Source organism: Flavobacterium sp. B183 (assembly GCF_023539155.1).
GTDB lineage: Bacteria > Bacteroidota > Bacteroidia > Flavobacteriales > Flavobacteriaceae > Flavobacterium > Flavobacterium tructae.
Genome location: NZ_CP097434.1, coordinates 702,963 through 724,568, shown reverse-complemented (window position 1 = coordinate 724,568; position 21,606 = coordinate 702,963). Strand labels below are relative to the sequence as shown.

At 35.3% G+C, this 21,606-nt stretch carries 16 protein-coding genes; 12 read left to right on the top strand and 4 right to left on the bottom strand.

Annotation, left to right across the window (positions count from 1 at the left end):
* Positions 1 to 120 precede the first annotated feature (120 nt).
* The 4 genes from M4I44_RS03310 to M4I44_RS03295 all read left to right on the top strand — a co-directional run bounded on the left by M4I44_RS03310 (position 121) and on the right by M4I44_RS03295 (position 7,167).
* Complete coding sequence (locus M4I44_RS03310; RefSeq protein WP_249966513.1) at positions 121 to 2,403, top strand: T9SS type A sorting domain-containing protein; 2,283 nt, start codon at positions 121 to 123, stop codon at positions 2,401 to 2,403.
* A 131-nt stretch (positions 2,404 to 2,534) separates the two neighbouring features.
* Positions 2,535 to 3,248, top strand: coding sequence for a DNA repair protein RecO (gene recO / locus M4I44_RS03305; protein ID WP_249966512.1), 714 nt, complete (start codon positions 2,535 to 2,537; stop codon positions 3,246 to 3,248).
* A gap of 130 nt (positions 3,249 to 3,378) precedes the next feature.
* On the top strand, positions 3,379 to 6,780 hold the full coding sequence (gene ileS / locus M4I44_RS03300; RefSeq protein WP_249966511.1) for an isoleucine--tRNA ligase: 3,402 nt from the start codon (positions 3,379 to 3,381) through the stop codon (positions 6,778 to 6,780).
* 6 nt (positions 6,781 to 6,786) lie between these two features.
* Positions 6,787 to 7,167, top strand: coding sequence for a TraR/DksA C4-type zinc finger protein (locus M4I44_RS03295; RefSeq protein ID WP_017497677.1), 381 nt, complete (start codon positions 6,787 to 6,789; stop codon positions 7,165 to 7,167).
* A 258-nt stretch (positions 7,168 to 7,425) separates the two neighbouring features.
* Here M4I44_RS03295 and M4I44_RS03290 read toward each other — a convergent pair whose 3' ends face one another.
* Positions 7,426 to 7,806, bottom strand: coding sequence for a hypothetical protein (locus M4I44_RS03290; protein ID WP_017497678.1), 381 nt, complete (start codon positions 7,804 to 7,806; stop codon positions 7,426 to 7,428).
* Positions 7,807 to 7,838: 32 nt separating this feature from the next.
* Positions 7,839 to 8,195 carry a roadblock/LC7 domain-containing protein gene (locus M4I44_RS03285; RefSeq protein WP_017497679.1) on the bottom strand — a complete coding sequence of 119 codons (357 nt, stop codon included), beginning with the start codon at positions 8,193 to 8,195 and terminating at the stop codon, positions 7,839 to 7,841.
* Positions 8,196 to 8,374: 179 nt separating this feature from the next.
* Here M4I44_RS03285 and M4I44_RS03280 point away from each other — a divergent pair, with 179 nt between their 5' ends.
* From M4I44_RS03280 to M4I44_RS03255, 6 genes are all read left to right on the top strand, one after another.
* Positions 8,375 to 8,590, top strand: a complete 216-nt coding sequence (locus M4I44_RS03280) for a hypothetical protein (protein ID WP_017497680.1) — start codon at positions 8,375 to 8,377, stop codon at positions 8,588 to 8,590.
* Between the two features lie 124 nt (positions 8,591 to 8,714).
* Positions 8,715 to 9,314, top strand: coding sequence for a lipoprotein signal peptidase (locus M4I44_RS03275; RefSeq protein ID WP_249966510.1), 600 nt, complete (start codon positions 8,715 to 8,717; stop codon positions 9,312 to 9,314).
* Positions 9,315 to 9,467: 153 nt separating this feature from the next.
* Positions 9,468 to 12,626 (top strand): exodeoxyribonuclease V subunit beta, encoded by a 3,159-nt coding sequence (locus M4I44_RS03270; RefSeq protein ID WP_249966509.1) that lies wholly within the window; start codon positions 9,468 to 9,470, stop codon positions 12,624 to 12,626.
* An 80-nt stretch (positions 12,627 to 12,706) separates the two neighbouring features.
* Positions 12,707 to 13,900 (top strand): glycine C-acetyltransferase, encoded by a 1,194-nt coding sequence (kbl, locus tag M4I44_RS03265; protein ID WP_017497683.1) that lies wholly within the window; start codon positions 12,707 to 12,709, stop codon positions 13,898 to 13,900.
* Between the two features lie 113 nt (positions 13,901 to 14,013).
* Positions 14,014 to 15,477, top strand: a complete 1,464-nt coding sequence (locus M4I44_RS03260) for an OmpA family protein (RefSeq protein ID WP_249966508.1) — start codon at positions 14,014 to 14,016, stop codon at positions 15,475 to 15,477.
* 63 nt (positions 15,478 to 15,540) lie between these two features.
* Positions 15,541 to 18,306 (top strand): PD-(D/E)XK nuclease family protein, encoded by a 2,766-nt coding sequence (locus M4I44_RS03255; protein ID WP_249966507.1) that lies wholly within the window; start codon positions 15,541 to 15,543, stop codon positions 18,304 to 18,306.
* 364 nt (positions 18,307 to 18,670) lie between these two features.
* Here the strand turns inward: M4I44_RS03255 and M4I44_RS03250 are convergent, their stop codons facing one another.
* Positions 18,671 to 19,447, bottom strand: coding sequence for an alpha/beta fold hydrolase (locus M4I44_RS03250; RefSeq protein ID WP_249966506.1), 777 nt, complete (start codon positions 19,445 to 19,447; stop codon positions 18,671 to 18,673).
* A 167-nt stretch (positions 19,448 to 19,614) separates the two neighbouring features.
* The gene (locus tag M4I44_RS03245; RefSeq protein ID WP_017497688.1) at positions 19,615 to 20,418 is read right to left on the bottom strand and encodes a TIGR00266 family protein; all 804 of its coding nucleotides are present in this window, start codon (positions 20,416 to 20,418) and stop codon (positions 19,615 to 19,617) included.
* A 180-nt stretch (positions 20,419 to 20,598) separates the two neighbouring features.
* Between M4I44_RS03245 and M4I44_RS03240 the strand changes: the two genes are divergently transcribed.
* Together M4I44_RS03240 and M4I44_RS03235 are read left to right on the top strand one after the other, a co-directional pair.
* The gene (locus M4I44_RS03240) at positions 20,599 to 20,955 is read left to right on the top strand and encodes a hypothetical protein (protein ID WP_017497689.1); all 357 of its coding nucleotides are present in this window, start codon (positions 20,599 to 20,601) and stop codon (positions 20,953 to 20,955) included.
* An 89-nt stretch (positions 20,956 to 21,044) separates the two neighbouring features.
* Entirely contained in the window at positions 21,045 to 21,566 is a 522-nt protein-coding gene (locus tag M4I44_RS03235) for a ferritin (protein WP_017497690.1), read from the top strand.
* The last annotated feature ends 40 nt before the right edge of the window (positions 21,567 to 21,606 follow it).

The following is a 21,606-nucleotide window of genomic DNA, read 5'->3' as shown; positions in this document are numbered from 1 at the left end:
TTTTTTAGTGCCTCCATTTGTCTTTTTTTAAGACAAATCGGAGGCATTTTTTATTTGCAGGAGAACAAAAATCAAATACTTTCGTTTGTAGTATATTTGTCTATCTGAATTTATAAAATAATGAAAAGAAAGTTTTTGTATGTTTTGCTTTTGTTGGTAGTACAATTTTGTTTCTCTCAGAATAAATTGTCCTGGCAGGGGTATTTTTCGTTTAACGAAATAAAAGATATCTCGCAATCTTCAACAACTGTTTTTGTAGCTTCAGAGAATGCTCTTTTCTCTAAAAATACAGCTCTGAACACAGTTAAAATGACTACAACGGTCGATGGACTTTCCGGGCAGACCATTTCTGCTTCATACCATAGTGAAGAATTTAAGAAAACCATAATTGGATACGAAAACGGACTAATGATTGTGGTAAATGAAACCGATGGCAGTATATTAAAGGTTATTGATATTATAAATAAACAATTACCGTCCAACCTGAAAAGAATTAACCATTTTATGGAATATAAGGGAGTGGTTTATGTTTCGTGCGATTTCGGAATTGTACAGTTCAATTTAACTAGTCTGAAATTTGGAGATACTTATTTTATTGGAGATAATGGTGCCGAAGTTAGAGTAAGACAAACGGCTTATTTTAATGGATTCTTTTATGCTGCGACTTCAAACGGAATTAAAAAAGCCAACAGTACAAATGCTAATCTTATTGATTTTAACCAATGGAGTCTGGTAAACGGTGGTGACTGGAGCAGTATTGAATCGTTGGATTCAGAGCTGATTGCGATAAGTTCGGCAGGATTTATACACCGATACAACTCCAATTCATTTGTTGGGTTTTTACAGCTTCCAAAACCTTCAGTCGATATGCGTGCTGTAAATCATAATCTAATAATCACGACGCCGGATGTTGTTTATGTATATAACAATCAAATGGTATTGATGCGTCAGGTTACCAATACACAGGTCTTGGATAATACGCTGAATTTTACCTGTTCTAGTGTTGTTGGAGATCAAATATATATAGGGACAAAAGAAAAGGGATTGTTTTCATCGACACTTTCAGGAACTTCCGCTTTTCAGGAGAATACACCATCAGGACCAGTTCGAAATAATATTTTTTCTTTAGATGTAAGTCCTAATGCGCTTTGGGCAGTGTATGGGGATTATGATACTTTTTACAATCCGTATGAGCTAGATAGCTATGGAGTGAGTAAGTATAGTGCTTCTGGTTGGCTAAACATTCCTTACTCAGGGGTTTTTGGAGCAAAATCAATGACAAGGGTAATTACGAACCCCAGTAATGAAAAACAGGTTTTTGTAAGTTCCTTCTTCTCCGGGTTGTTGAAAATAGAAAACGATATCCCGGTCTTATTGTACAATGAAAAAAATAGCGGATTAGAGTCGATTTCGTTCGCAGGGCCCAACTATATTGATGTTCGTATTAATGGAACTGTGTTTGATAAAACGGGAAATTTGTGGGTCACTAACAGTAGGATTAAGAACGGATTAAAAGTTTTGAAAACCGATGGAAAATGGCAAAGTTATGCGACAAGTGCAATTCTTAAAGATGCTGAAACAACCAATTATGCCGGGATAGTGATCGATAGAAACAATACCAAATGGATCGCAACAAGTAATGACGGAGTAATTGCTTTTAACGAAAGTAACAATACTTTTAAAAAGATTACTTCCGGTGCTGATTTAGGGAATTTACCAATCGAAGATGTGAGAGCTGTGGCGCTTGATACAAAAAATCAACTTTGGATTGGTACCACAAAAGGACTGAGAGTTTTATCCAATGTTGGAGGATTCCAGACCGAAAGCCAGCTAAAAGCGAATCCAATTATAATTATGGAAGACAATTTGGCTCAGGAGCTGCTTTATGAGCAGTTTATCACATCGATTGCAGTAGACGGAGCAAATAATAAATGGATTGGTACAATTGATTCCGGGATTTTCATGGTATCGCCAAACGGTCAGGAAACAAAATATCATTTTACAATAAACAATTCGCCTCTGCCAAGTAATGTCATAAACGATGTCAAAATTAATAGTGTTACCGGTGAAGTCTTGATTGCGACCAACAAAGGGATGATTTCGTTTAAAGGAATTGCAACAGGAGCAAACGAAGATTTGAATAATGTTTACGTTTATCCAAATCCCGTGCGTCCTAATTATGCCGGAACGGTAAAAGTTGCCGGACTTATTGATAAAGCCAATATTAAAATTACAGACATCGAAGGTAATTTAGTTTACGAAACTACTTCATCAGGCGGAACAATCGAATGGGACACGACTGCTTTCGGAAAGTATAAAGTTGCTTCCGGCGTCTATATGGTTTTTATCTCAGCCGAAGACGGAAGTGAAACTAAAGTAAAAAAGGTAATGATAATTAGGTAATTTGCTAATTGAGATAATTGGATTTTTAGATTGTTGGATCATTAGAAAGAATTAACATCTAAGCAGTCCACTAGTCTAAAAATCCAATAATCTAAGAAGTCTAAAAATCTAATAATCTAAAAAAACTAATCTTGCTAGTCAAAACCAAAGCAATAGTAATCTCATCGTTAAAATTTCAGGAGAAAAGTCTGATCGTAAAGTGCTTTACACTTTCACACGGACTAAAATCTTATTTTGTACGTGATGCCTTTTCGAGTCGGAAAGCAAGTCAGAAAATTGCTTATTTTCAGCCCTTGTCCGTTCTTGAGATTGAGGCGATGCATAAGAATAAAGGAACTTTAGAGACTTTTAAAGAGATAAAAATAGCAGTACCTTTTCAAAGCATTCATACCGATCTTGTAAAAAGTACAATGGTTATGTTTTTGTCTGAAATGCTGCATTATTCCATTCAGGAAGAAGAAAAAAATGAAGCCTTTTTTGTGTTTTTAGAGACAGCATTGAGTTGGCTGGATCACCATGATGAAATTTCGAATTTTCATTTGATTCTGCTTTTGGAAGCTACAAAGTATTTTGGTTTTTATCCTGATGTTTCAGAAGTCGAATTTTCTTATTTTGAAATGATTGACGGCGTTTTTACTTTGTTTCATGGGGCGAATACTTTGACGGAACATGAAACACATCTTTTTAAGAAATTAATTGATCTTAAATTCGAAAACGATCAGAAGGTTTTTCATGTAGCTGAAAGGCAAATTTTACTAAAAATCCTCATTGATTACTACAGTTTTCATTTGGAAGGGTTCAAAAAGCCAAAATCTTTAGAGGTTTTAAAGGAGATTTTTTCTTAATTTTTTAAAATCGGTAATCTTTTTTACGAGATCTGTTAGAAATTTTCTATCCGGGCGCTTTTTTTAAACATCTTTTATCTATATTCCTCAAAATTCCTTACTTTCGCACCTCGTTTAAGAAAAGTATAAAATGAGCACAAAATTTACTGAATACAAAGGACTTGACTTGCCAACAGTAGCGTCAGAAGTACTTGATTTTTGGAAGAAAGAAAATATATTTGAAAAGAGTGTAAGTACCCGTGAAGGTGCTGAGCCTTATGTGTTTTTTGAAGGTCCGCCTTCAGCAAACGGATTGCCGGGAATTCACCACGTGATGGCTCGCGCAATTAAAGATATTTTCTGTCGTTACAAAACTCAAAAAGGTTTTCAGGTAAAAAGAAAAGCCGGTTGGGATACTCACGGATTGCCTGTAGAATTAGGTACCGAAAAAGAACTTGGAATTACAAAAGAAGATATTGGGAAAACCATTTCTATTGAAGAATATAACGAAGCGTGTAAAAAAACCGTAATGCGTTATACCGATGTATGGAATGATTTGACCGAAAAAATGGGATATTGGGTAGATATGGAAGATCCGTATGTGACCTATAAACCAAAATATATGGAATCGGTTTGGTGGCTTTTGAAGCAAATCTACGACAAAGGTTTGTTGTATAAAGGATACACCATTCAGCCTTACTCACCTAAAGCCGGAACAGGATTGTCTTCTCACGAAGTAAATCAGCCCGGAGCGTATCGTGATGTTACGGATACTACAATCGTAGCACAATTTAAAACGTTACCGGAAACATTACCTGCATTTTTGAAAGGTTTTGGAGATATTCACATTCTGGCCTGGACGACTACGCCATGGACATTACCATCGAATACCGCTTTGACAGTTGGACCAAAAATCGATTATGTTTTAGTAAAAACGTTCAATCAGTATACTTTTGAGCCAATCAATGTGATTTTAGCAAAAAACCTGATAGGAAAACAATTCGGAAAAGGATTTTTTGTCAGCGAAGACGATGCTGATTTTGATAAAGTGAAAAACGGCGACAAGCAGCTTCCGTATAAAATTGTAGCGGAAGCAAAAGGAGCCGATTTAGCAGAAATTCGTTATGAGCAATTATTGCCATACGTGTTGCCTTATCAGAATCCTGAAAATGCGTTCAGAGTAATCACAGGAGATTTTGTGACCACAGAAGATGGAACAGGAGTAGTGCATACGGCACCTACTTTTGGAGCTGATGATGCTAAAGTAGCAAAAGAAGCAAAACCGGAAGTGCCGCCAATGTTGGTTTTAGACGAAAATGGTACAGCAGTTCCTTTAGTAGATTTACAAGGGAAATTCACTTCTCATGTAGGTGATTTGGCAGGAAAGTATGTGAAAAACGAATATTATGATGCAGGTCAGGCGCCGGAGCGTTCTGTAGATGTTGAAATTGCTATTCGATTAAAAGAAGAAAATAAAGCCTTTAAGGTTGAAAAATACGTACATAGTTATCCACACAGTTGGAGAACTGATGAGCCGTTATTATATTATCCGCTAGACTCATGGTTTATTAAAGTAACCGATGTTAAAGATAGAATGTTCGACCTGAACGAAACTATCAATTGGAAACCTAAGTCTACTGGTGAAGGACGTTTTGGAAACTGGCTGAAAAATGCTAACGACTGGAACTTATCTCGTTCTAGATATTGGGGAATTCCGTTGCCAATTTGGAGAACAGAAGACAAAAAAGAAGAAGTTCTTATTGGTTCTGTTGAAGAATTGTATAATGCGATCGAAAAATCTATCGAAGCAGGTTTTCAAAAAGAAAACCCATTCAAAGGTTTTGAAATCGGAAATATGTCTGAATCAAACTATGATTTAGTTGACCTGCATAAAAATGTAGTCGACGGAATTACTTTGGTTTCAGCTTCAGGCCAGCCAATGAAACGTGAAAGCGATTTGATTGATGTTTGGTTTGATTCGGGAGCGATGCCTTATGCACAATGGCATTACCCTTTTGAGAATAAAGATAAAATCGATGAGAATAAAGATTTCCCTGCGAATTTCATTGCAGAAGGTGTCGATCAGACTCGTGGATGGTTTTATACACTGCATGCAATCGGGACTTTGGTTTTCGATAAAATTGCGTACAAAAATGTCGTTTCGAATGGTTTAGTTCTGGACAAAAACGGACAAAAAATGTCGAAACGTTTAGGAAATGCAACAGATCCTTTTGAAACAATTAAGGAGTACGGTCCTGATGCCACACGTTGGTACATGATCTCTAACGCAAATCCATGGGATAACTTAAAGTTTGATATTGAAGGAATTGCTGAGGTTCGCCGAAAGTTCTTCGGAACCCTGTATAATACGTATTCATTCTTCTCGTTATATGCCAATATTGATGGGTTTAAATATGCAGAAGCTGAAATTCCGTTAAACGAAAGACCGGAAATCGATCAGTGGATCATGTCGGAATTACATACTTTGATAAAATTTGTTGACGAATGTTATGAAGATTATGAGCCTACGAAAGCAGCAAGGGCTATTTCTGACTTCGTTCAGGAAAACTTAAGTAACTGGTACGTTCGTTTGTGTCGTCGTCGTTTCTGGAAAGGAGAATACGCTCATGATAAAATTGCAGCCTATCAAACGCTTTACACTTGTTTATTAACGATAAGTAAGTTAAGTGCTCCGATCGCTCCTTTTTTCATGGATAAATTATACCGCGATTTAACAGGTTCGACGCAAACAGAGCAATTTGCCAGTGTTCACTTGGCAGAGTTCCCGAAATTTGTCGAAAACTTTGTTAATAAAACGTTAGAAAGCAAAATGCAGAAGGCGCAAACTATATCGTCTTTGGTTTTGTCACTGCGTAAAAAGGAAATGATTAAAGTACGTCAACCTTTGCAAAAGGTAATGATTCCGGTACTTGACGAGAATCAGAGGACCGAAATTGAAGCGATTTCTGAACTTGTAAAAGCAGAAGTTAACGTTAAAGAAATTGTGCTTTTAGACGACGATTCAGGTATTTTGGTGAAACAGATTAAACCTAATTTTAAAGCTCTTGGGCCACGTTTTGGTAAGGATATGGGGTTGATTTCCAAAGAGATACATTCTTTTTCGGCAGATCAAATCAATCAATTGGACAAGCAGGGAGCATTGGATATTGTAATTGCAGGAAATACCGTAACTTTATCCTTAGAAGATGTCGAAATAACATCTCAGGATATTGAAGGCTGGCTGGTTGCAAATTCAAATGGAATTACGGTTGCACTTGATATCACAATTTCAGAAGAATTGAAAAACGAAGGAATCGCGAGAGAATTGGTAAACAGAATTCAAAATATTCGTAAAGATTCAGGATTTGAAGTTACCGATAAAATTAAAGTTCAAATAAAAAGAAGTGGCCTTTTAGAAGAGGCAATTCTAAAAAATGAAGACTATATTAAGTCTGAGACATTGACTGATGATTTGGTTTTTGTTGACGCTTTGGAAAACGGCACAGAAATTGAATTTGATGACATTAAAACAATGATATTAATTTCAAAATAATATAAGATGATAGATGAAATTACAAGATACTCTGATGCTGATTTAGCAGAGTTCAAAGAAATAATTCAAAGCAAAATACAAAAAGCACAAGCTGATCTGGATTTGATAAAGAGTGCTTACATGAACGATTTGAATAACGGAACAGATGATACTTCTCCAACTTTTAAAGCATTTGAAGAAGGAAGCGAAACAATGTCTAAAGAAGCAAACTCACAGTTGGCGATCAGACAGGAAAAGTTTATACGCGATCTAAAAAACGCATTGTTCCGTGTTGAAAATAAAACCTATGGTATTTGTAAAGTAACAGGTAAATTAATCAGCAAAGAAAGGCTTAAAATCGTTCCTCATGCTACAATGAGTATCGAAGCTAAAAACTTGCAGAGATAATTTTCAATTTTAATACTCCATAAAATAGACGCTCCTTACAGGGGCGTTTTTTTTTGTTTAATGTTTAAATGGTTTTGTTTAAGGACTAACGGAATAATAAATAAAGAATTCAATTACAAATGGACTAAATGTAGTAAAAAAATAGTGCTTGTTTTTTGTAGGAATTTTTTAAGCGATAGTTTTTGGGATTAAAACAAGTAAAAATAATTAGAACTGCCCGTTTGGAAGGCAGTTCTAATTAAAAAAGAAGGCTTGTAATTAAGCCAGATTTTTTTCCAGTTCTAATTTGTGTTTTCTTAAAACAGCTCTTGTCATTCCTAAATTTGCTTTAGTAGAGTCAGCGGCAAGATAGATCATGAATTTTTTGTTGGGAGAAATGTCGATGATGTGAATTTGATTCGAAAGTGTAATCAAAATGTCTTCGATCTCCTGGTTTAAATTTAAAGCTTTTACTGCGCTTAATTTTGCTTTAACCACTTCCAGGTTGTACGCTGCTGCAAGTTCAGGATCAAATGCCGGGTCTGTTGTCAGGTTTCCAAAGCTTAATCCTGATTCGATTTCTGTTACAGCTACTGCAATAAAGCCGTTTACGTTAGTTTTCATTTCATTCAAAAAAACGTTTAAAAAGTCATTACTCATAGTTTTCGGGGTTTGGTGTTAATAGAAATATGTTATTTTAACAGTGAATTTTTGCTTAACTCGGCAGCAGTTTCCTCGGTCGATCTTAATAATAAACCCAGATTGCTTCCGTCTTTTGAAAATGTAATAATGAAATTTGTGCCGCTTATTTTGTTTCCGATAATAACTCCTTCGGCGGTTTTTAAAAAGAGTTGTTTTAAGGAACCTTTTTCAAGATCTAATAATAATTTGTCGCTCATCGATACTATGGCAGAGCTCATTGCGGCAATACTGTCTGCATAGTCTAAGTGAAGTGATGTGATTAGTTTTCCTTTTCCATTGATAATTAATGCTGCGGAAGATTTGGTATGAAGCAGAAAATCGTTTAGAGTAGTTGTGATTTCATTCATATTTGTAGGATTTAAGAAAGTTGTTAAATTCTTTTCGTTTTAATACCGTATAAAGGGTAAATATGATCTTTTAATCTAAACAAGTGTTAATTTTTATTAACAAATATAAATTAAATTATGTATCATTGTAGTACCAAATCATGAATAATTTTATTTATTTAACATTAAAATCTTGTAAAATGGCTAAAGTGTTGAAATTTAAAGAGGTAAGCTCTGATGTGGAGCACAGAATGAAAGAATTTGAAAAGATTCGTATTCAGTTAAAGACGCAGGTCAAAAAAGCTGAGGCTAAAAATGCAGCAGCAGGAAAAGAAGGGAAAGGGCTCTTTAAGTCGATTTCAGAATTCTTCGCTGATCCTCCTAAAAAGTCAGCGCAGTCAAATGTTAGAAAATAGATTCTCCATATGGGTGATGAATTGATGTAATACCTGCTCGTTTGTCCTCAAAAACAATTAACGCTCCATTGGGAGCGTTTTTTTTGATTAAATTGTTATTTTTGCCGCATCAAAATTTAATAAAATGTCATTACGAAAAGCGTATTTGCTTATATTCTTAGTTTTAATTGTTGATCAGCTTTCAAAAATCTATGTAAAAACAAACTTTGCTCTGGGGGATGAAGTAGAAGTTTTTGACTGGTTTAGAATTCATTTTATTGAAAATGAAGGAATGGCGTGGGGAACTAAAATTCCCGGAGAATATGGTAAATTGATTTTGACCGTTTTCAGAATCTTTGCTGTATTCGGAATAGGATATTGGTTAGCCGATTCGGTTAAGAAGCGTTATTCTAATTATTTAATTGTTGCCATTGCTTTGATTTTTGCCGGAGCAGCCGGAAATATAATCGATTCAGTGTTCTACGGAGTTATTTTTGATGCGAGTCATGGTAATTTGGCGACACTTTTCTCGCCTGAACCTTATGGGACTTGGTTTCATGGTTTGGTTGTAGACATGTTTTATTTTCCGATCTGGAGAGGTACTTTGCCTGCCTGGTTTCCTTTATGGGGAGGTGAAGAGTTTTCTTTTTTTAATGCGATCTTTAATGTTGCCGATGTGGCCATTTCTACAGGAGTAGGTATATTACTGGTTTTTAATAAAAGAGCATTTCCTAAAACAGCATAATTTTTATAGAAAATTTAAAATATTCAAATTCCAAATTCCAATAGCTGTATGTGTTAAATGCATCAGATATTGGAATTTGGAATTTTACATTATTGGGATTTAGAGCCTGTTTAAAATTAATGTGTTATTTTTACCCTACGAAAAACCAAACTTATGCAAAGTCCGTCTTTCTCTATCTATGATGCATCTGCAGGCTCCGGAAAGACCTATACTTTGGTAAAAGAGTATCTTAAAATTATTCTTTCTTCTCCAAGGAACGACGCTTATCGCAACATTCTGGCAATTACATTCACTAATAAAGCGGTTCATGAAATGAAAAGCCGTATTGTTGGGAGTTTGTCTGAGTTTGCAAAAGAAGAGCCTTCTGCAAAAGCAATCGATTTGATGGAGGATTTGTCTCGGGATACTGGACTTTCTATTATTAAAATTAAAACAAAATCTCAAAATATTATCAAGCACTTAATTCATAATTATGCTGCTTTTGATATTTCTACTATCGATAAATTTACACATAAAGTAATTCGTGCTTTTGCACATGATCTTAATCTGCCAATGACTTTTGAAGTCACTTTGGATACCGAGAATTTATTGGTTGAGGCAGTTGATGCTATAATTGCACAAGCCGGTCAGGACGAAACGTTGACTAAGCTGTTGGTTGATTTCACGATGGAAAAAACCGACGACGATAAAAGTTGGGATGTTTCCCGGGAAATCTTAGAAACGGGTAGGCTGGTTCTGAATGAAAACAATCGGAATGAAATCTCTCATTTTCAGGATAAATCTATCGAAGAGTTTATTGAGATCAAGAAAAAAATGCTCGCTTTGTGTAAAGAACTCGAGTCTGAAAATGAAAATTTTGCGATTGAGTCACTTGCTTTAATCGAAAAAAACGGAATCGATTTGAAGTCATTCTCTCGCGGAACTTTTCCAAACCATTTAGAAAGTATTCGCGATGGGAAATTTAATCCCCGAAATAAAACTTTTCACGAATTTGACGATATAGCAATCAATAAAACAGCAAAAGACCGTGCGTTAATTGAAAATATAATACCTGAACTGCTTCGAATTCTGGTAAAAATCTATAAGAATTTCGAAAAAAGAGATTTCTATAAAGCCTTTTTGAAAAATATTACACCGCTTTCGCTTTTGAATACCGTTAGTAATGAATTGGCTAAAATTCAATCAGAGCAAAATGTACTGTCGATTTCTGAATTCAACGCCATTATTCACCGTGAAATTCAGAATCAGCCCGCACCTTTTATTTATGAGCGTTTGGGAGAGAAGTACCGCCATTTTTTTATCGATGAATTTCAGGATACCTCCGAGATGCAGTGGCAGAATTTGATTCCGCTGATTCATAATTCTCTTTCCGGAGAAGATGATTTTGGAAACAAAGGGACGTTGATGATAGTGGGAGATCCGAAACAATCTATTTACCGATGGAGAGGTGGAAAAGCAGAGCAGTTTATAGAATTAGGAAAAGAAGAAAATTCTTTTTTTAACCATAAAAAAGAGGTTAAGCATTTAGATACAAATTATCGCAGTTATAGTGAGGTAATTGAATTCAATAACGATTTTTTTAAATTAATTTCGGCCGAATTTACCAATGAAGATTACAAAGATTTGTATGAAAATCATAGTTTTCAGAACATAAATTCAAAGAAAGGAGGGTATGTCAATATTGCTTTTCTTCCTGTAATCGAGAAGTCAGATTATGCAGACGAAGAAGAAGTGGTCGAGAAATCGGATCTGTATGTTTTAGCGACTTTAAATACCATTCAAAAAGTTCTTAGGGAAGGTTTTGAATACAAGGATATTGTAATTTTAACCCGAAAAAGAGATCAGGGAATTGCGATTGCGAATTATTTAACGGAGCAAAAGATCCCACTTTTATCATCCGAGACCCTGATGATTCAAAATGCAACAGAGGTGCGTTTGATTGTTTATTTGCTGAAGTATTTAAACAACAGTGCTGATTTAGAGTCGAAAGCAAATTTTCTTCATTTTTTGGGATCCAATAAAGAAGTTCAGATGCCGATTCATGATTTTATTGCCTTAGGGATGTCTCAAAAAAAGGAAGATGATTTTGAAAAATGGCTTTTAACTTTTGATGTCTCGCTTTCTTTTGAAGATGTACGTAAAAAATCCTTGTATGAGGCAGTTGAAATTATAATTGCAAAATTTATTCTTCCTGATGAAGGAAATGCATATGTTCAGTTCTTTTTAGATATTGTTTTAGAACGAGACATGAGAAATCAGGCTGGTATAGCTGATTTTTTAAGTTATTGGGATAAAAATGCGGAGAAATTTAGTATTCCGTCTCCTGAAGGGAATAATGCGGTTCGTATCATGACGATTCATAAATCAAAAGGGTTAGAATTTCCGGTTGTGATTATGCCATTTGCAGAAGAAGACTACAATCGAAAACCAAAGGATAAATTATGGCTGGATACTGAAGATGTGAATTTAGATGTTCCAAAAGCTTTGATCGATAATAGTAGTGCGGTTGAAGGTTTCGGTGAGAGTGCTTCGGCAGTTTTTAATTTGAAGAAACAAGAAGAGCTGCTGGATAATATAAATGTTTTGTATGTAGCTTTGACACGTGCTGAAGAGCAATTGTATGTGATATCGCAAGGAATGAAAGAACGGAAAGATGGTGAATTGCCTAATAATATGGCTTCCTTTTTTATTCGCTATTTAATGCATAAAGGGGTTTATGATGCTGAAAGATCAGAGTATGAGTTTGGCAGTAAGATTAGGCTTTCGAGTTCTGTAAAATCAGTTGATTTGGTAAAGACAATTCCTGTTGTTTCGGAAGTTTTAGATCCGAAAAATATCAAGATTGCACAACGGGAGGCTTTAATGTGGGGAACACATCAGCAGGAAGCAATCGCTTATGGTAATATAGTTCACGAAATTCTGGCTTTTGTTAAGGATCGGTCGGATGTGGATTTAGCAATTACAAAAGGAATTGAGAACGGACTTATTACAAATGATCAGGTCGAGATGGTTTCAAAGACACTTCAAGAAATTGTGAATCATCCGGAATTGAGTATTTGTTTCGACGGGAATGCAACTATTTTGAACGAACAGACAATTGTTCAGAAAGAAGGCAGGATTTTAAAACCCGATCGTATTGTTCTTACTTCAGATAAAGAAGCCTATTTGTTGGATTATAAAACAGGAGTGATAAATTCAAAATATACAAGGCAAATTCAGGAGTATGAGGAGGCTATAGAGGATTTAGGGTATAAAGTGTTAAAAAAAGCGCTGGTATACATAGGATCAGAAATCGATGTAGTAAATTTGTGAAAAAATTAATCAGATGTTAAAGGTTTGACTAGGTATTTTTGTCTTAAGTTGTTAATTTTTAACGTTTTAAATAAATAGAAATGTACGGTAAAATAAAAGAACATTTGCAAAATGAGTTGCAAACAATTGAAGAAAACGGAATTTTCAAGAAAGAACGCATTATAACTTCAGCACAAGATGCTGAGATAACGATTTCCACAGGAGAAAAAGTTTTGAATTTTTGCGCCAACAATTATTTAGGACTTTCATCACATCCTGAAGTGGTACAAGCGGCAAAAGACGCAATGGATTCACATGGTTTTGGGATGTCATCAGTACGTTTTATTTGCGGAACACAGGATATTCATAAAACTTTAGAGAAAAAGATTGCAGATTTTTATGGTACAGAGGATACTATTCTTTATGCAGCAGCTTTTGATGCCAATGGTGGTGTTTTCGAACCTTTGTTAGGAGAAAATGATGCTATTATTTCAGATAGTCTGAACCATGCGTCTATTATTGATGGAGTTCGTTTGTGTAAAGCAGCGCGTTACCGTTATGAGAACAGTAATATGGAAGATTTGGAGCAGCAATTAATTAAAGCAAATGAAGCTGGTGCGCGTTTCAAATTAATTGTTACTGATGGAGTTTTTTCAATGGATGGCCTTGTAGCGCCTCTTGATAAAATTTGTGATCTGGCAGATAAGTACGACGCTATGGTGATGGTGGATGAATGTCATGCTGCAGGATTTATCGGAGCGACCGGAAAAGGAACTCTCGAAGCAAAAGGAGTTATGGGAAGAGTTGATATTATTACCGGAACCCTTGGTAAAGCTTTAGGTGGGGCAATGGGAGGTTATACCACTGCCAAAAAAGAGATCATCGAATTGCTGCGTCAGCGTTCAAGACCGTATTTATTCTCAAACTCATTAGCGCCGGCTATTGTTGGGGCTTCAATTAAGGTATTTGAATTGTTAGAAAAGGATACTACCTTAAGAGATAAATTAGAATGGAATACAAATTACTTTAAAGAAGGAATGAAAAAAGCCGGTTTTGATATCATTGATGGAGATTCGGCAATCGTTCCAGTCATGTTATATGATGCAAAATTGTCGCAGACTATGGCAAATGAATTATTGAAACAAGGCATTTATGTAATCGGATTCTTCTTCCCTGTAGTACCTAAAGAAAAAGCGAGGATTAGAGTGCAATTATCGGCTGCGCATACAAAAGAGCACTTAGACAGGGCTATAGACGCTTTTACAGTTGTCGGACAAATGTTAAAAGTTATATAATTCCCACTTTGGTCGAATTTTTGTAGGTTTTTTTTAACATTTCATTTTGTATTTAAAAATTTTGGTGTTACTTTTGCTTGTAATTAACTAAATTGTAATTAAAAAAATTAAGTATGAAACATCTTAACAAACTTTTAGTTGCTGTGATGATGGTGATGGGTTTAAGTTCTCACGCACAAGACAGCAACAATCCATGGGCTATCTCTTTTGGAGTTAATGCCGTTGATACTAGAACAAGTTCTGGATCAGGAAGTGGTTTCTTCGATCAACACTTTTCTCAGCCATTCGCTGTAAAAGACAACTGGAATATTCTTCCTTCTCTATCTTACATTGGTGTAAATAGATATGTAGGTAGCGGTTTCTCTGTTGGTTTACAAGGATCTGTGAACAAGATTGATAAGTATGTTACTTTCAGTCCATCTGCTGCAGGGCATGATGGTAGAGGTAACGTAGTAACTAATCCTGGTGACTTGATGTATTACGGAATTGATGCTACAATTAAATATAGCTTCCAGGAATTAATCAAATCTAAAGTGATCGATCCTTCGTTATCTGTTGGTGGAGGTTATACTTTCTTCGGAGATAGCAGCTACGGAACTGTTAACCCAGGTGCTGGTCTTACTTTCTGGTTTACTGATGCTATTGGTCTTGAGCTTGCTACAAGATACAAATGGTCAGTTAGTGGTGACAGACAAGATAAAGCTGGTGCTCCAGATGCTCCATCTCACTTCCAACACACTGCAGGTCTAGTTTTCAAATTCGGAGGTAAAGATACTGACGGAGACGGAATCTACGATAAAGATGACGCTTGTCCAGATGTTGCTGGTTTAAAACAATTCAACGGATGTCCTGATACTGACGGAGACGGAATCGTTGACGCTTCTGACGCTTGTCCAGATGTATTTGGTTTAGCTGCATTAAACGGATGTCCTGATACTGACGGAGACGGAATTGCTGATAAAGATGACGCTTGTCCAGATGTTGCTGGTTTAGCTGCTTTAAAAGGTTGTCCTGATACTGACGGTGATGGTATCGCTGACAAAGATGACAAATGTCCTACAGTTGCTGGTCCAAGAGAAAATGGTGGTTGTCCTTTCTTAGACGCTGACAAAGACGGTGTAGCTGATAAAGATGACGATTGTCCTACAGTTGCTGGTCCTGCTTCTAACAGAGGTTGTCCTGAAGTAACTACTGAAGCTTTAGAAGATCTTAAAGTTCAAGCTAGAGCGGTTTACTTTAACTCAGGAAAAGCTACTTTCAAAACTGGTGACAAAGAAACTCCAGCTAGATTAGATGCAATTAAAGAAATCCTTAAAAACTATCCAAACGCGAAATTCTCTATCGAAGGACACACAGATAGTACAGGTTCTGCAAAAATCAACGACAAACTTTCTCAAGAAAGAGCTGACGCTGTGAAAAATGCATTAATCGAAAGAGGTGTAAATGCTGAGAACTTAGAGTCTAAAGGATTCGGATCTTCTCAACCAGTTGCAAGTAACAAAACTGCTGCAGGTAAAGCACAAAACAGAAGAACAGAAATTAAACACATTGGTTCTAAATACCAAGGTAAAATCTAATTTACTGTCTAAATAAATACTAAAAGCCATTCTTAATTGAATGGCTTTTTTTATTTTTATCACATGATAAATACTTCTTTTCTCGGGAAAATAGCAACGGTTATAATTCAGGACTATTCAGATAAACTTGCTGAGACAACTATTGTTTTGCCTAATAAAAGAGCAAAAGTTTTTTTAATTGAAGCTCTGAAAAATGAGACTCAGAAAACAATACTTTCACCTGAAATTATTAGTATTGAAGATTTTGTACAAGATGTAGCCTCCATCAGGTCAGTTGATTCAATTGAGCTTTTGTTTGAATTCTATGAAGTGTATCTTTCTGTAACAGAGAAACAACATCAGCAGTCTTTTGAATTATTTGGCAATTGGGCAAAAACGCTCTTGCAGGATTTTAATGAAATCGATCGCTATCTGTTAGATCCTTCGCACGTCTTGTCCTATTTGAGTGATATTGAAGATATCAAAAAATGGGGGATTGAAGTCGAGAACAAAACCAAACTTTTAGAGAATTATATTGATTTCTGGAAACTTCTTCCGCTGTATTATGATTCGCTATACAATCACTTACTGAATAAATCAATTGGATATCAGGGATTGATTTATCGTGAAGCTGTAAACAATCTCAATCACTTTTCAAATATTGTTTCAAATCGCAGTTTCATTTTTGCAGGATTTAATGCTTTGAATGCTGCTGAAGAAAAAATTGTGCAGCATCTTTTAGCTTTAGATCAGGCTAGAATTTATTGGGATGTTGATCAGACTTTCTTAAATGATCCTTATCATGATGCCGGACTCTTTGTGAGACGTTTTAAAGAAAGCTGGAAACATTATAAAGCCAATCCGTTTGAATGGATTGTAGACGATTTTTCACAGTCTAAAAACATTCAGATCATAGGGACGCCTAAAACAATTGGTCAGGCAAAATTGGCGGGTAGTATTATCGAAAATATGATCACAGAAAATCCAACTACTGCTTTAGATAAAGTGGCTATTGTGCTGGGTGAGGAGAATCTACTGATGCCGGTTTTATATTCCCTGCCTTCTTCGGTTGGAAGTCTGAACATTACAATGGGATATTCGGGAAAGAACAACCCATCGCAGATATTAATCGCGAAATTGTTTAGAATGCATACCAATGCGCTTTCGCGTAAAGGAGAAAGTTATGTTTTTTATTATAAAGATATACTTGATGTTCTTACGCATCCGTTGGTTGAACCTTATGCCAATGCCAGTAATTTGGTTCGGGTTATCAAGGAGAATAATTACACTTTTATTACGCATAATCGGGTTTTAGAACTCCATTTGAATCCATCGCCATTGTTTGATCTGCTTTTTCAAAAATGGGAGAATGGATCGATTGCTGTTCTTGAAAATGTTTCGGCACTTTTAGTCATGATAAAAGAAAATTTCAGCAATGACAATGAGGAGGAAAAAATTGCCAAAGCTTTTGTTTATGCCGTTTTTAAAGTAATTAATAAGCTGATCAATTATTACACAAAACACAATCACATTGATAACATTGATACTTTGCATGCGATCTATAAACAGATTATTGATGTTGCTGAAGTTTCGTTTGAAGGAGAGCCTTTACGCGGACTGCAAATTATGGGGGTTCTGGAAAGTCGTGTACTTGATTTTGATACCGTAATTGTAACATCTATGAATGAAGGAAAGTTCCCGGCTGGAAAATCTCAGAATTCATTTATTCCCTATGATGTTAAAAACGAATTGGGATTGCCTACTTTTAAAGAGAAAGATGCCATTTATACCTATCACTTTTACCATTTACTGCAAAGAGCCCAAAATATCTATTTGATTTATAATACGGAAAATGACGGATTGGATGCCGGTGAACGTAGTCGTTTCATCACACAATTGGAGGTAGAAAAACAAAAGAAACACAACTTAACGTTTGATATCTATAATCCCGTTTTACCAACAACAGCTTATCAGCCTATGGTGGTTCCGAAATCCGATGCTGTGATGGATCGTTTAAAAGAAATCGCACTTGCCGGTTTTTCTCCTTCTGCTTTGACGAGTTACATCCGAAATCCGATAGACTTTTATTTTCAAAAAATACTTCGAATTAGGGAAGTGGAAGAGGTTGAGGAGAATATCGCGCTGAATACGCTCGGAACTATTATTCACGAAACGTTAAAAACACTTTACGAGCCCTTTATAGGTAAGTTCATATCGGAAACAGATCTCGAAAATTGTTTCAAATTATTGGATGCCGAAGTTCTAAATCAGTTTAAATTGGTTTATAAAGAAGGGGAGATAAAAAAAGGACGTAATCTTCTAGCCTTTGAAGTAGCGAAACGAAATGTCTCTAATTTTTTGAAAATGGAATTAGAATCTCTTAAAAATGAAGATGCGGTTCAGATCATAGCTTTGGAGGAAACGTTTGAGCGCGAATTAAATCATCCGGATTTGCCGTTTCCTGTTTTAATTAAAGGAAATGTGGATCGTATTGAATTACGCAACGGGAAAATCCGTATTATCGATTATAAGACAGGAAAAGTTGAAAAGACAAATGTCATCCTGAAATCATGGAATGGATTGACTCAGGAGCTTAAAAATGATAAAATTATCCAGGTTTTGGCTTATGCCTTTATGTTTGAAACCAAAGCGAAAGAAATTCCCATAGAAGCAGGTATAATTTCTTTTAAAAATCTTAAATCAGGTTTTTTACCTTTCACATTCAAAGAAGATAAAGAGATTACTACCACAGTTTCCAGAGAAATTTTGAGTAATTATTTAGAGGAAATTGTATTACTGTTAAAAGAGATTTTTGACCCGACAATTCCTTTTGAAGAGAAAATAGATTAATCGTCTTTATTCAGAATATCAATTTTTATGGTTTCATGATGAAAAAAGCGATCTCATTTCTGGAATTACATCAAAAATACACTTTTTTTAAATGAGTTTTATGAAGTAAAATGTTATAATTTTTATGGAGTATCTCTCTTTTTGATGAATTTATCTACAAATTTCACTCTTTAAACAATCAAAGTATAAACTATAAACAAAAGTGATTCAAGGGCTTAGGATTAGTGCATAAAAGGAATAACTTTGCCGAAATTTTTAAAAAGAAATTTTTTAAAAAGTATAAATTTTTGCCCCCAACAAAAAGAAGAAAAGGCTGTTTCGATAATTTTTCGGAACGGTCTTTTTTTATGCTGAAGGCCGTGATCTAAGAGAAAAATTGTGATAAAACGGTTTTTAATTCCTCTTTGTTTTCAATATGACTCATATGTCCGTCTTCGAAAGAAATGAGTTCTGCTGTAGTATCATCTATCTGAGTGCGGGAGTCTTCGTAATCCAGAACAGGATCTTTTTTTCCTAAAATTAATAAAACGGGAAAAAGGTTTTGTTGTAAAAGTGCTTCCCTGTCTTTTCTGACTTTCATTCCTTCAAGTGAAGCTATAATTCCCTGTAAAGGTGTTTGGAGTGCCTGCGTTTTTACTTTTTCAATTTCCTCTGTTAATCGGATTCGGTTGTTCTCACTAAACAAATTGCCAATTGCCAGGCTCACAAAGGTTACGTAATTTTGTTTGACTGCTTTGATAGCCCGTGTTCGGTTAAGTTTTCTCTCCGGACTATCCTCCTTTGAAGTAGAGTTGAGTAAAACCAGTTTCTGAATGTTTTTTGGAAACAATTCGGCGAAAGCCAAACCAACATAACCACCCATCGAATGTCCGACAACAGTAGCTTTTTCAATTTTTAAATGATTCAGCACTTCCTGAACGGCATTGGCATTGTCTTCCATCGTATGCACGTATCCCAAAGAATCCGATTCGCCGTGTCCTAATAAGTCGATTGTAATGACACGATATTTTTCGGAGAAAAAATCAACATAGTCTTTCCACATTTTTTTGTTTTCCAGAAAGCCGTGAAGGAATACAATGGGGTTTCCAGTTCCCGAATCTGAGTATGATATTTTGGTATTTTTGTATAAAAGCGTTTTCAAAATGAACTTTTTTTGTTGTCAGGCACAAAGTTAAGAAAGCTGAAGTAAAATATTGAGATGTCTTGATTTAATTGGGAAATCTTTAAAACGGGAATAAATTTATTTATAGCAAAATACGGTTTGTGAACAAATTAAAAATGGCTTCCATTTCTGAAAGCCATTACAAATTAGAATCGGTTATCACCATCTAAAAGATTTCCTAATCCGCCAAGAAGACTGCCTTCGTCGCGGCTGTTTCCGCCAGATTTTGGTGCAGATGCAATAATGCGGTCAGCCAGTCTCGAGAAAGGCAACGATTGTATGTAAACCGTTCCGGGACCTTTTAATGTGGCATAAAATAATCCTTCGCCGCCAAAAATAGAATTCTTAATTCCGCCAATAAATTCAATATCATAATCAACATCTTTGGTAAAACCAATGATGCATCCGGTATCTACTTTTAGAACTTCGCCTGGCCCCAATACTTTTTTAGCCATTGTTCCGCCCGAATGTACAAATGCCATTCCGTCTCCTTCGATTTTCTGCATAATAAAGCCTTCACCGCCAAATAAACCACGTCCAAGTTTTTGAGAAAATTCTATTCCGACAGAAACACCTTTAGCAGCACATAAAAACGAGCTTTTTTGGCAGATAAATTTGCCTTGAAATTCTGTTAAATCAATCGGAAGAATTTTTCCGGGATATGGCGACGCAAATGAAACTTTGCTTTTGCTATTGCCTTGGTTTAAAAATGCTGTCATAAATAAACTTTCGCCGGTAAGAACTCTTTTACCTGCGTTTAAAAGTTTGCCAAACAAACCTGAACCTTGTTGTTGAGAACCGTCTCCAAATATCGTTTCCATCTGGATATTGTTTTCCATCATCATGAAACTGCCGGCTTCGGCAATTACAATTTCCTGCGGGTCCAGTTCTATTTCAACATATTGCATTTCTTCACCAAAAATCTGATAATCTATTTCGTGTGCTTGCATAATTTCTTAATTTATTTGTTTTTAAAATTAGACTAATAATGCCGTAGAATGTTACACTCTTTAGTGAGTTACCGCTGTTTTTAAGAACATTAAATGATTTTGTTATTTTAAATTAGTCTTAATTATGTTTTTTATTGCGTTGAATTTTATATTTTTGCAACGTTATTATATTTTATCAGAATGGCATTAGTTAGTGATTTGACCACCAAAGTATTATTTGAAACCGAAAAAGGATACAGTTATCAATGTGATTTGACTAATAGTATAATTATCAATTTTGTTGATACAGTGTCAAGTTACAAAATTCATGATTTTTTGATTTTTCAAAGAAAGGTCAATAGCGTTGATATTCTTAATATGCTTTATGACTTATCTGATCGGTCAGACGCACAATTGATTGAAACCACCAAAAGAAATTTTTCCAGAAATCTTACTATCTGTGAAATAGTGCAGTTAAGAGATTTATTAAACGGAACTAAATTTACCCTCACTTTACATTCTATGCTTTGTAACATTGTAAACGTAGAGCTTATTTAGATTCTTACTTAGATCAAATCCAAATTTTCAAGCAGTTGGAGGAGCCTCCTTTAATTTTTGTAATTTTACACATATAAAAATTAGAGGATATGAAAGATTTATTAAGAACACGTACTTCATTAGTTGAAAGTGTAGAAAATATATTAAACTTACAAGCAAAATTAGAAAGTGACGCTTCTAACAAATATTTAGCTATGGCTGCATGGTTAGATAGAAATGGTTATGCCAATACAGCATCTTATTTGTACAAACAAGCTGAAGAAGAAAGAGAGCATTTCCTAAAAGTTTTCAAATATATTACAGATATGGGAGGGATTGCCGTTACGCCGTCTGTTCCGGAAGTACAACAAGAGTTTGCTTCTTTGAGAGAAGTATTTGAAATTGCTTTGCAGAATGAAATTGCAGTTACACAAGCAGTGAATAAAGTAATTGCAAAATGTAGAGCTGAAAATGACTATGCTACAGAAGATTTTATGATGTGGTATGTTGCTGAGCAGAGAGAGGAAGAGAAAAACGCAAGAAGAGCTTTAGAGCTTTTTGATTTGATTGATGAAAGCGAAGCTGCCGGTAAATTCCAGTTGGATGTGCAAATCGCAAAAATCGGAGAGTAACTGATATATAAAATTGAAAAAGCCCTTAATAAATTTATTA

Bases quoted from the DNA above. Each gene is read 5' to 3' on its own strand.
- M4I44_RS03310 (WP_249966513.1), top strand. From the start codon at position 121: ATGAAAAGAAAGTTTTTGTATGTTTTGCTTTTGTTGGTAGTACAATTT.
- ileS (WP_249966511.1), top strand. From the start codon at position 3,379: ATGAGCACAAAATTTACTGAATACAAAGGACTTGACTTGCCAACAGTA.
- M4I44_RS03295 (WP_017497677.1), top strand. From the start codon at position 6,787: ATGATAGATGAAATTACAAGATACTCTGATGCTGATTTAGCAGAGTTC.
- M4I44_RS03290 (WP_017497678.1), bottom strand. From the start codon at position 7,806: ATGAGTAATGACTTTTTAAACGTTTTTTTGAATGAAATGAAAACTAAC.
- M4I44_RS03285 (WP_017497679.1), bottom strand. From the start codon at position 8,195: ATGAATGAAATCACAACTACTCTAAACGATTTTCTGCTTCATACCAAA.
- M4I44_RS03280 (WP_017497680.1), top strand. From the start codon at position 8,375: ATGGCTAAAGTGTTGAAATTTAAAGAGGTAAGCTCTGATGTGGAGCAC.
- M4I44_RS03275 (WP_249966510.1), top strand. From the start codon at position 8,715: ATGTCATTACGAAAAGCGTATTTGCTTATATTCTTAGTTTTAATTGTT.
- M4I44_RS03270 (WP_249966509.1), top strand. From the start codon at position 9,468: ATGCAAAGTCCGTCTTTCTCTATCTATGATGCATCTGCAGGCTCCGGA.
- kbl (WP_017497683.1), top strand. From the start codon at position 12,707: ATGTACGGTAAAATAAAAGAACATTTGCAAAATGAGTTGCAAACAATT.
- M4I44_RS03260 (WP_249966508.1), top strand. From the start codon at position 14,014: ATGAAACATCTTAACAAACTTTTAGTTGCTGTGATGATGGTGATGGGT.
- M4I44_RS03255 (WP_249966507.1), top strand. From the start codon at position 15,541: ATGATAAATACTTCTTTTCTCGGGAAAATAGCAACGGTTATAATTCAG.
- M4I44_RS03245 (WP_017497688.1), bottom strand. From the start codon at position 20,418: ATGCAAGCACACGAAATAGATTATCAGATTTTTGGTGAAGAAATGCAA.
- M4I44_RS03240 (WP_017497689.1), top strand. From the start codon at position 20,599: ATGGCATTAGTTAGTGATTTGACCACCAAAGTATTATTTGAAACCGAA.
- M4I44_RS03235 (WP_017497690.1), top strand. From the start codon at position 21,045: ATGAAAGATTTATTAAGAACACGTACTTCATTAGTTGAAAGTGTAGAA.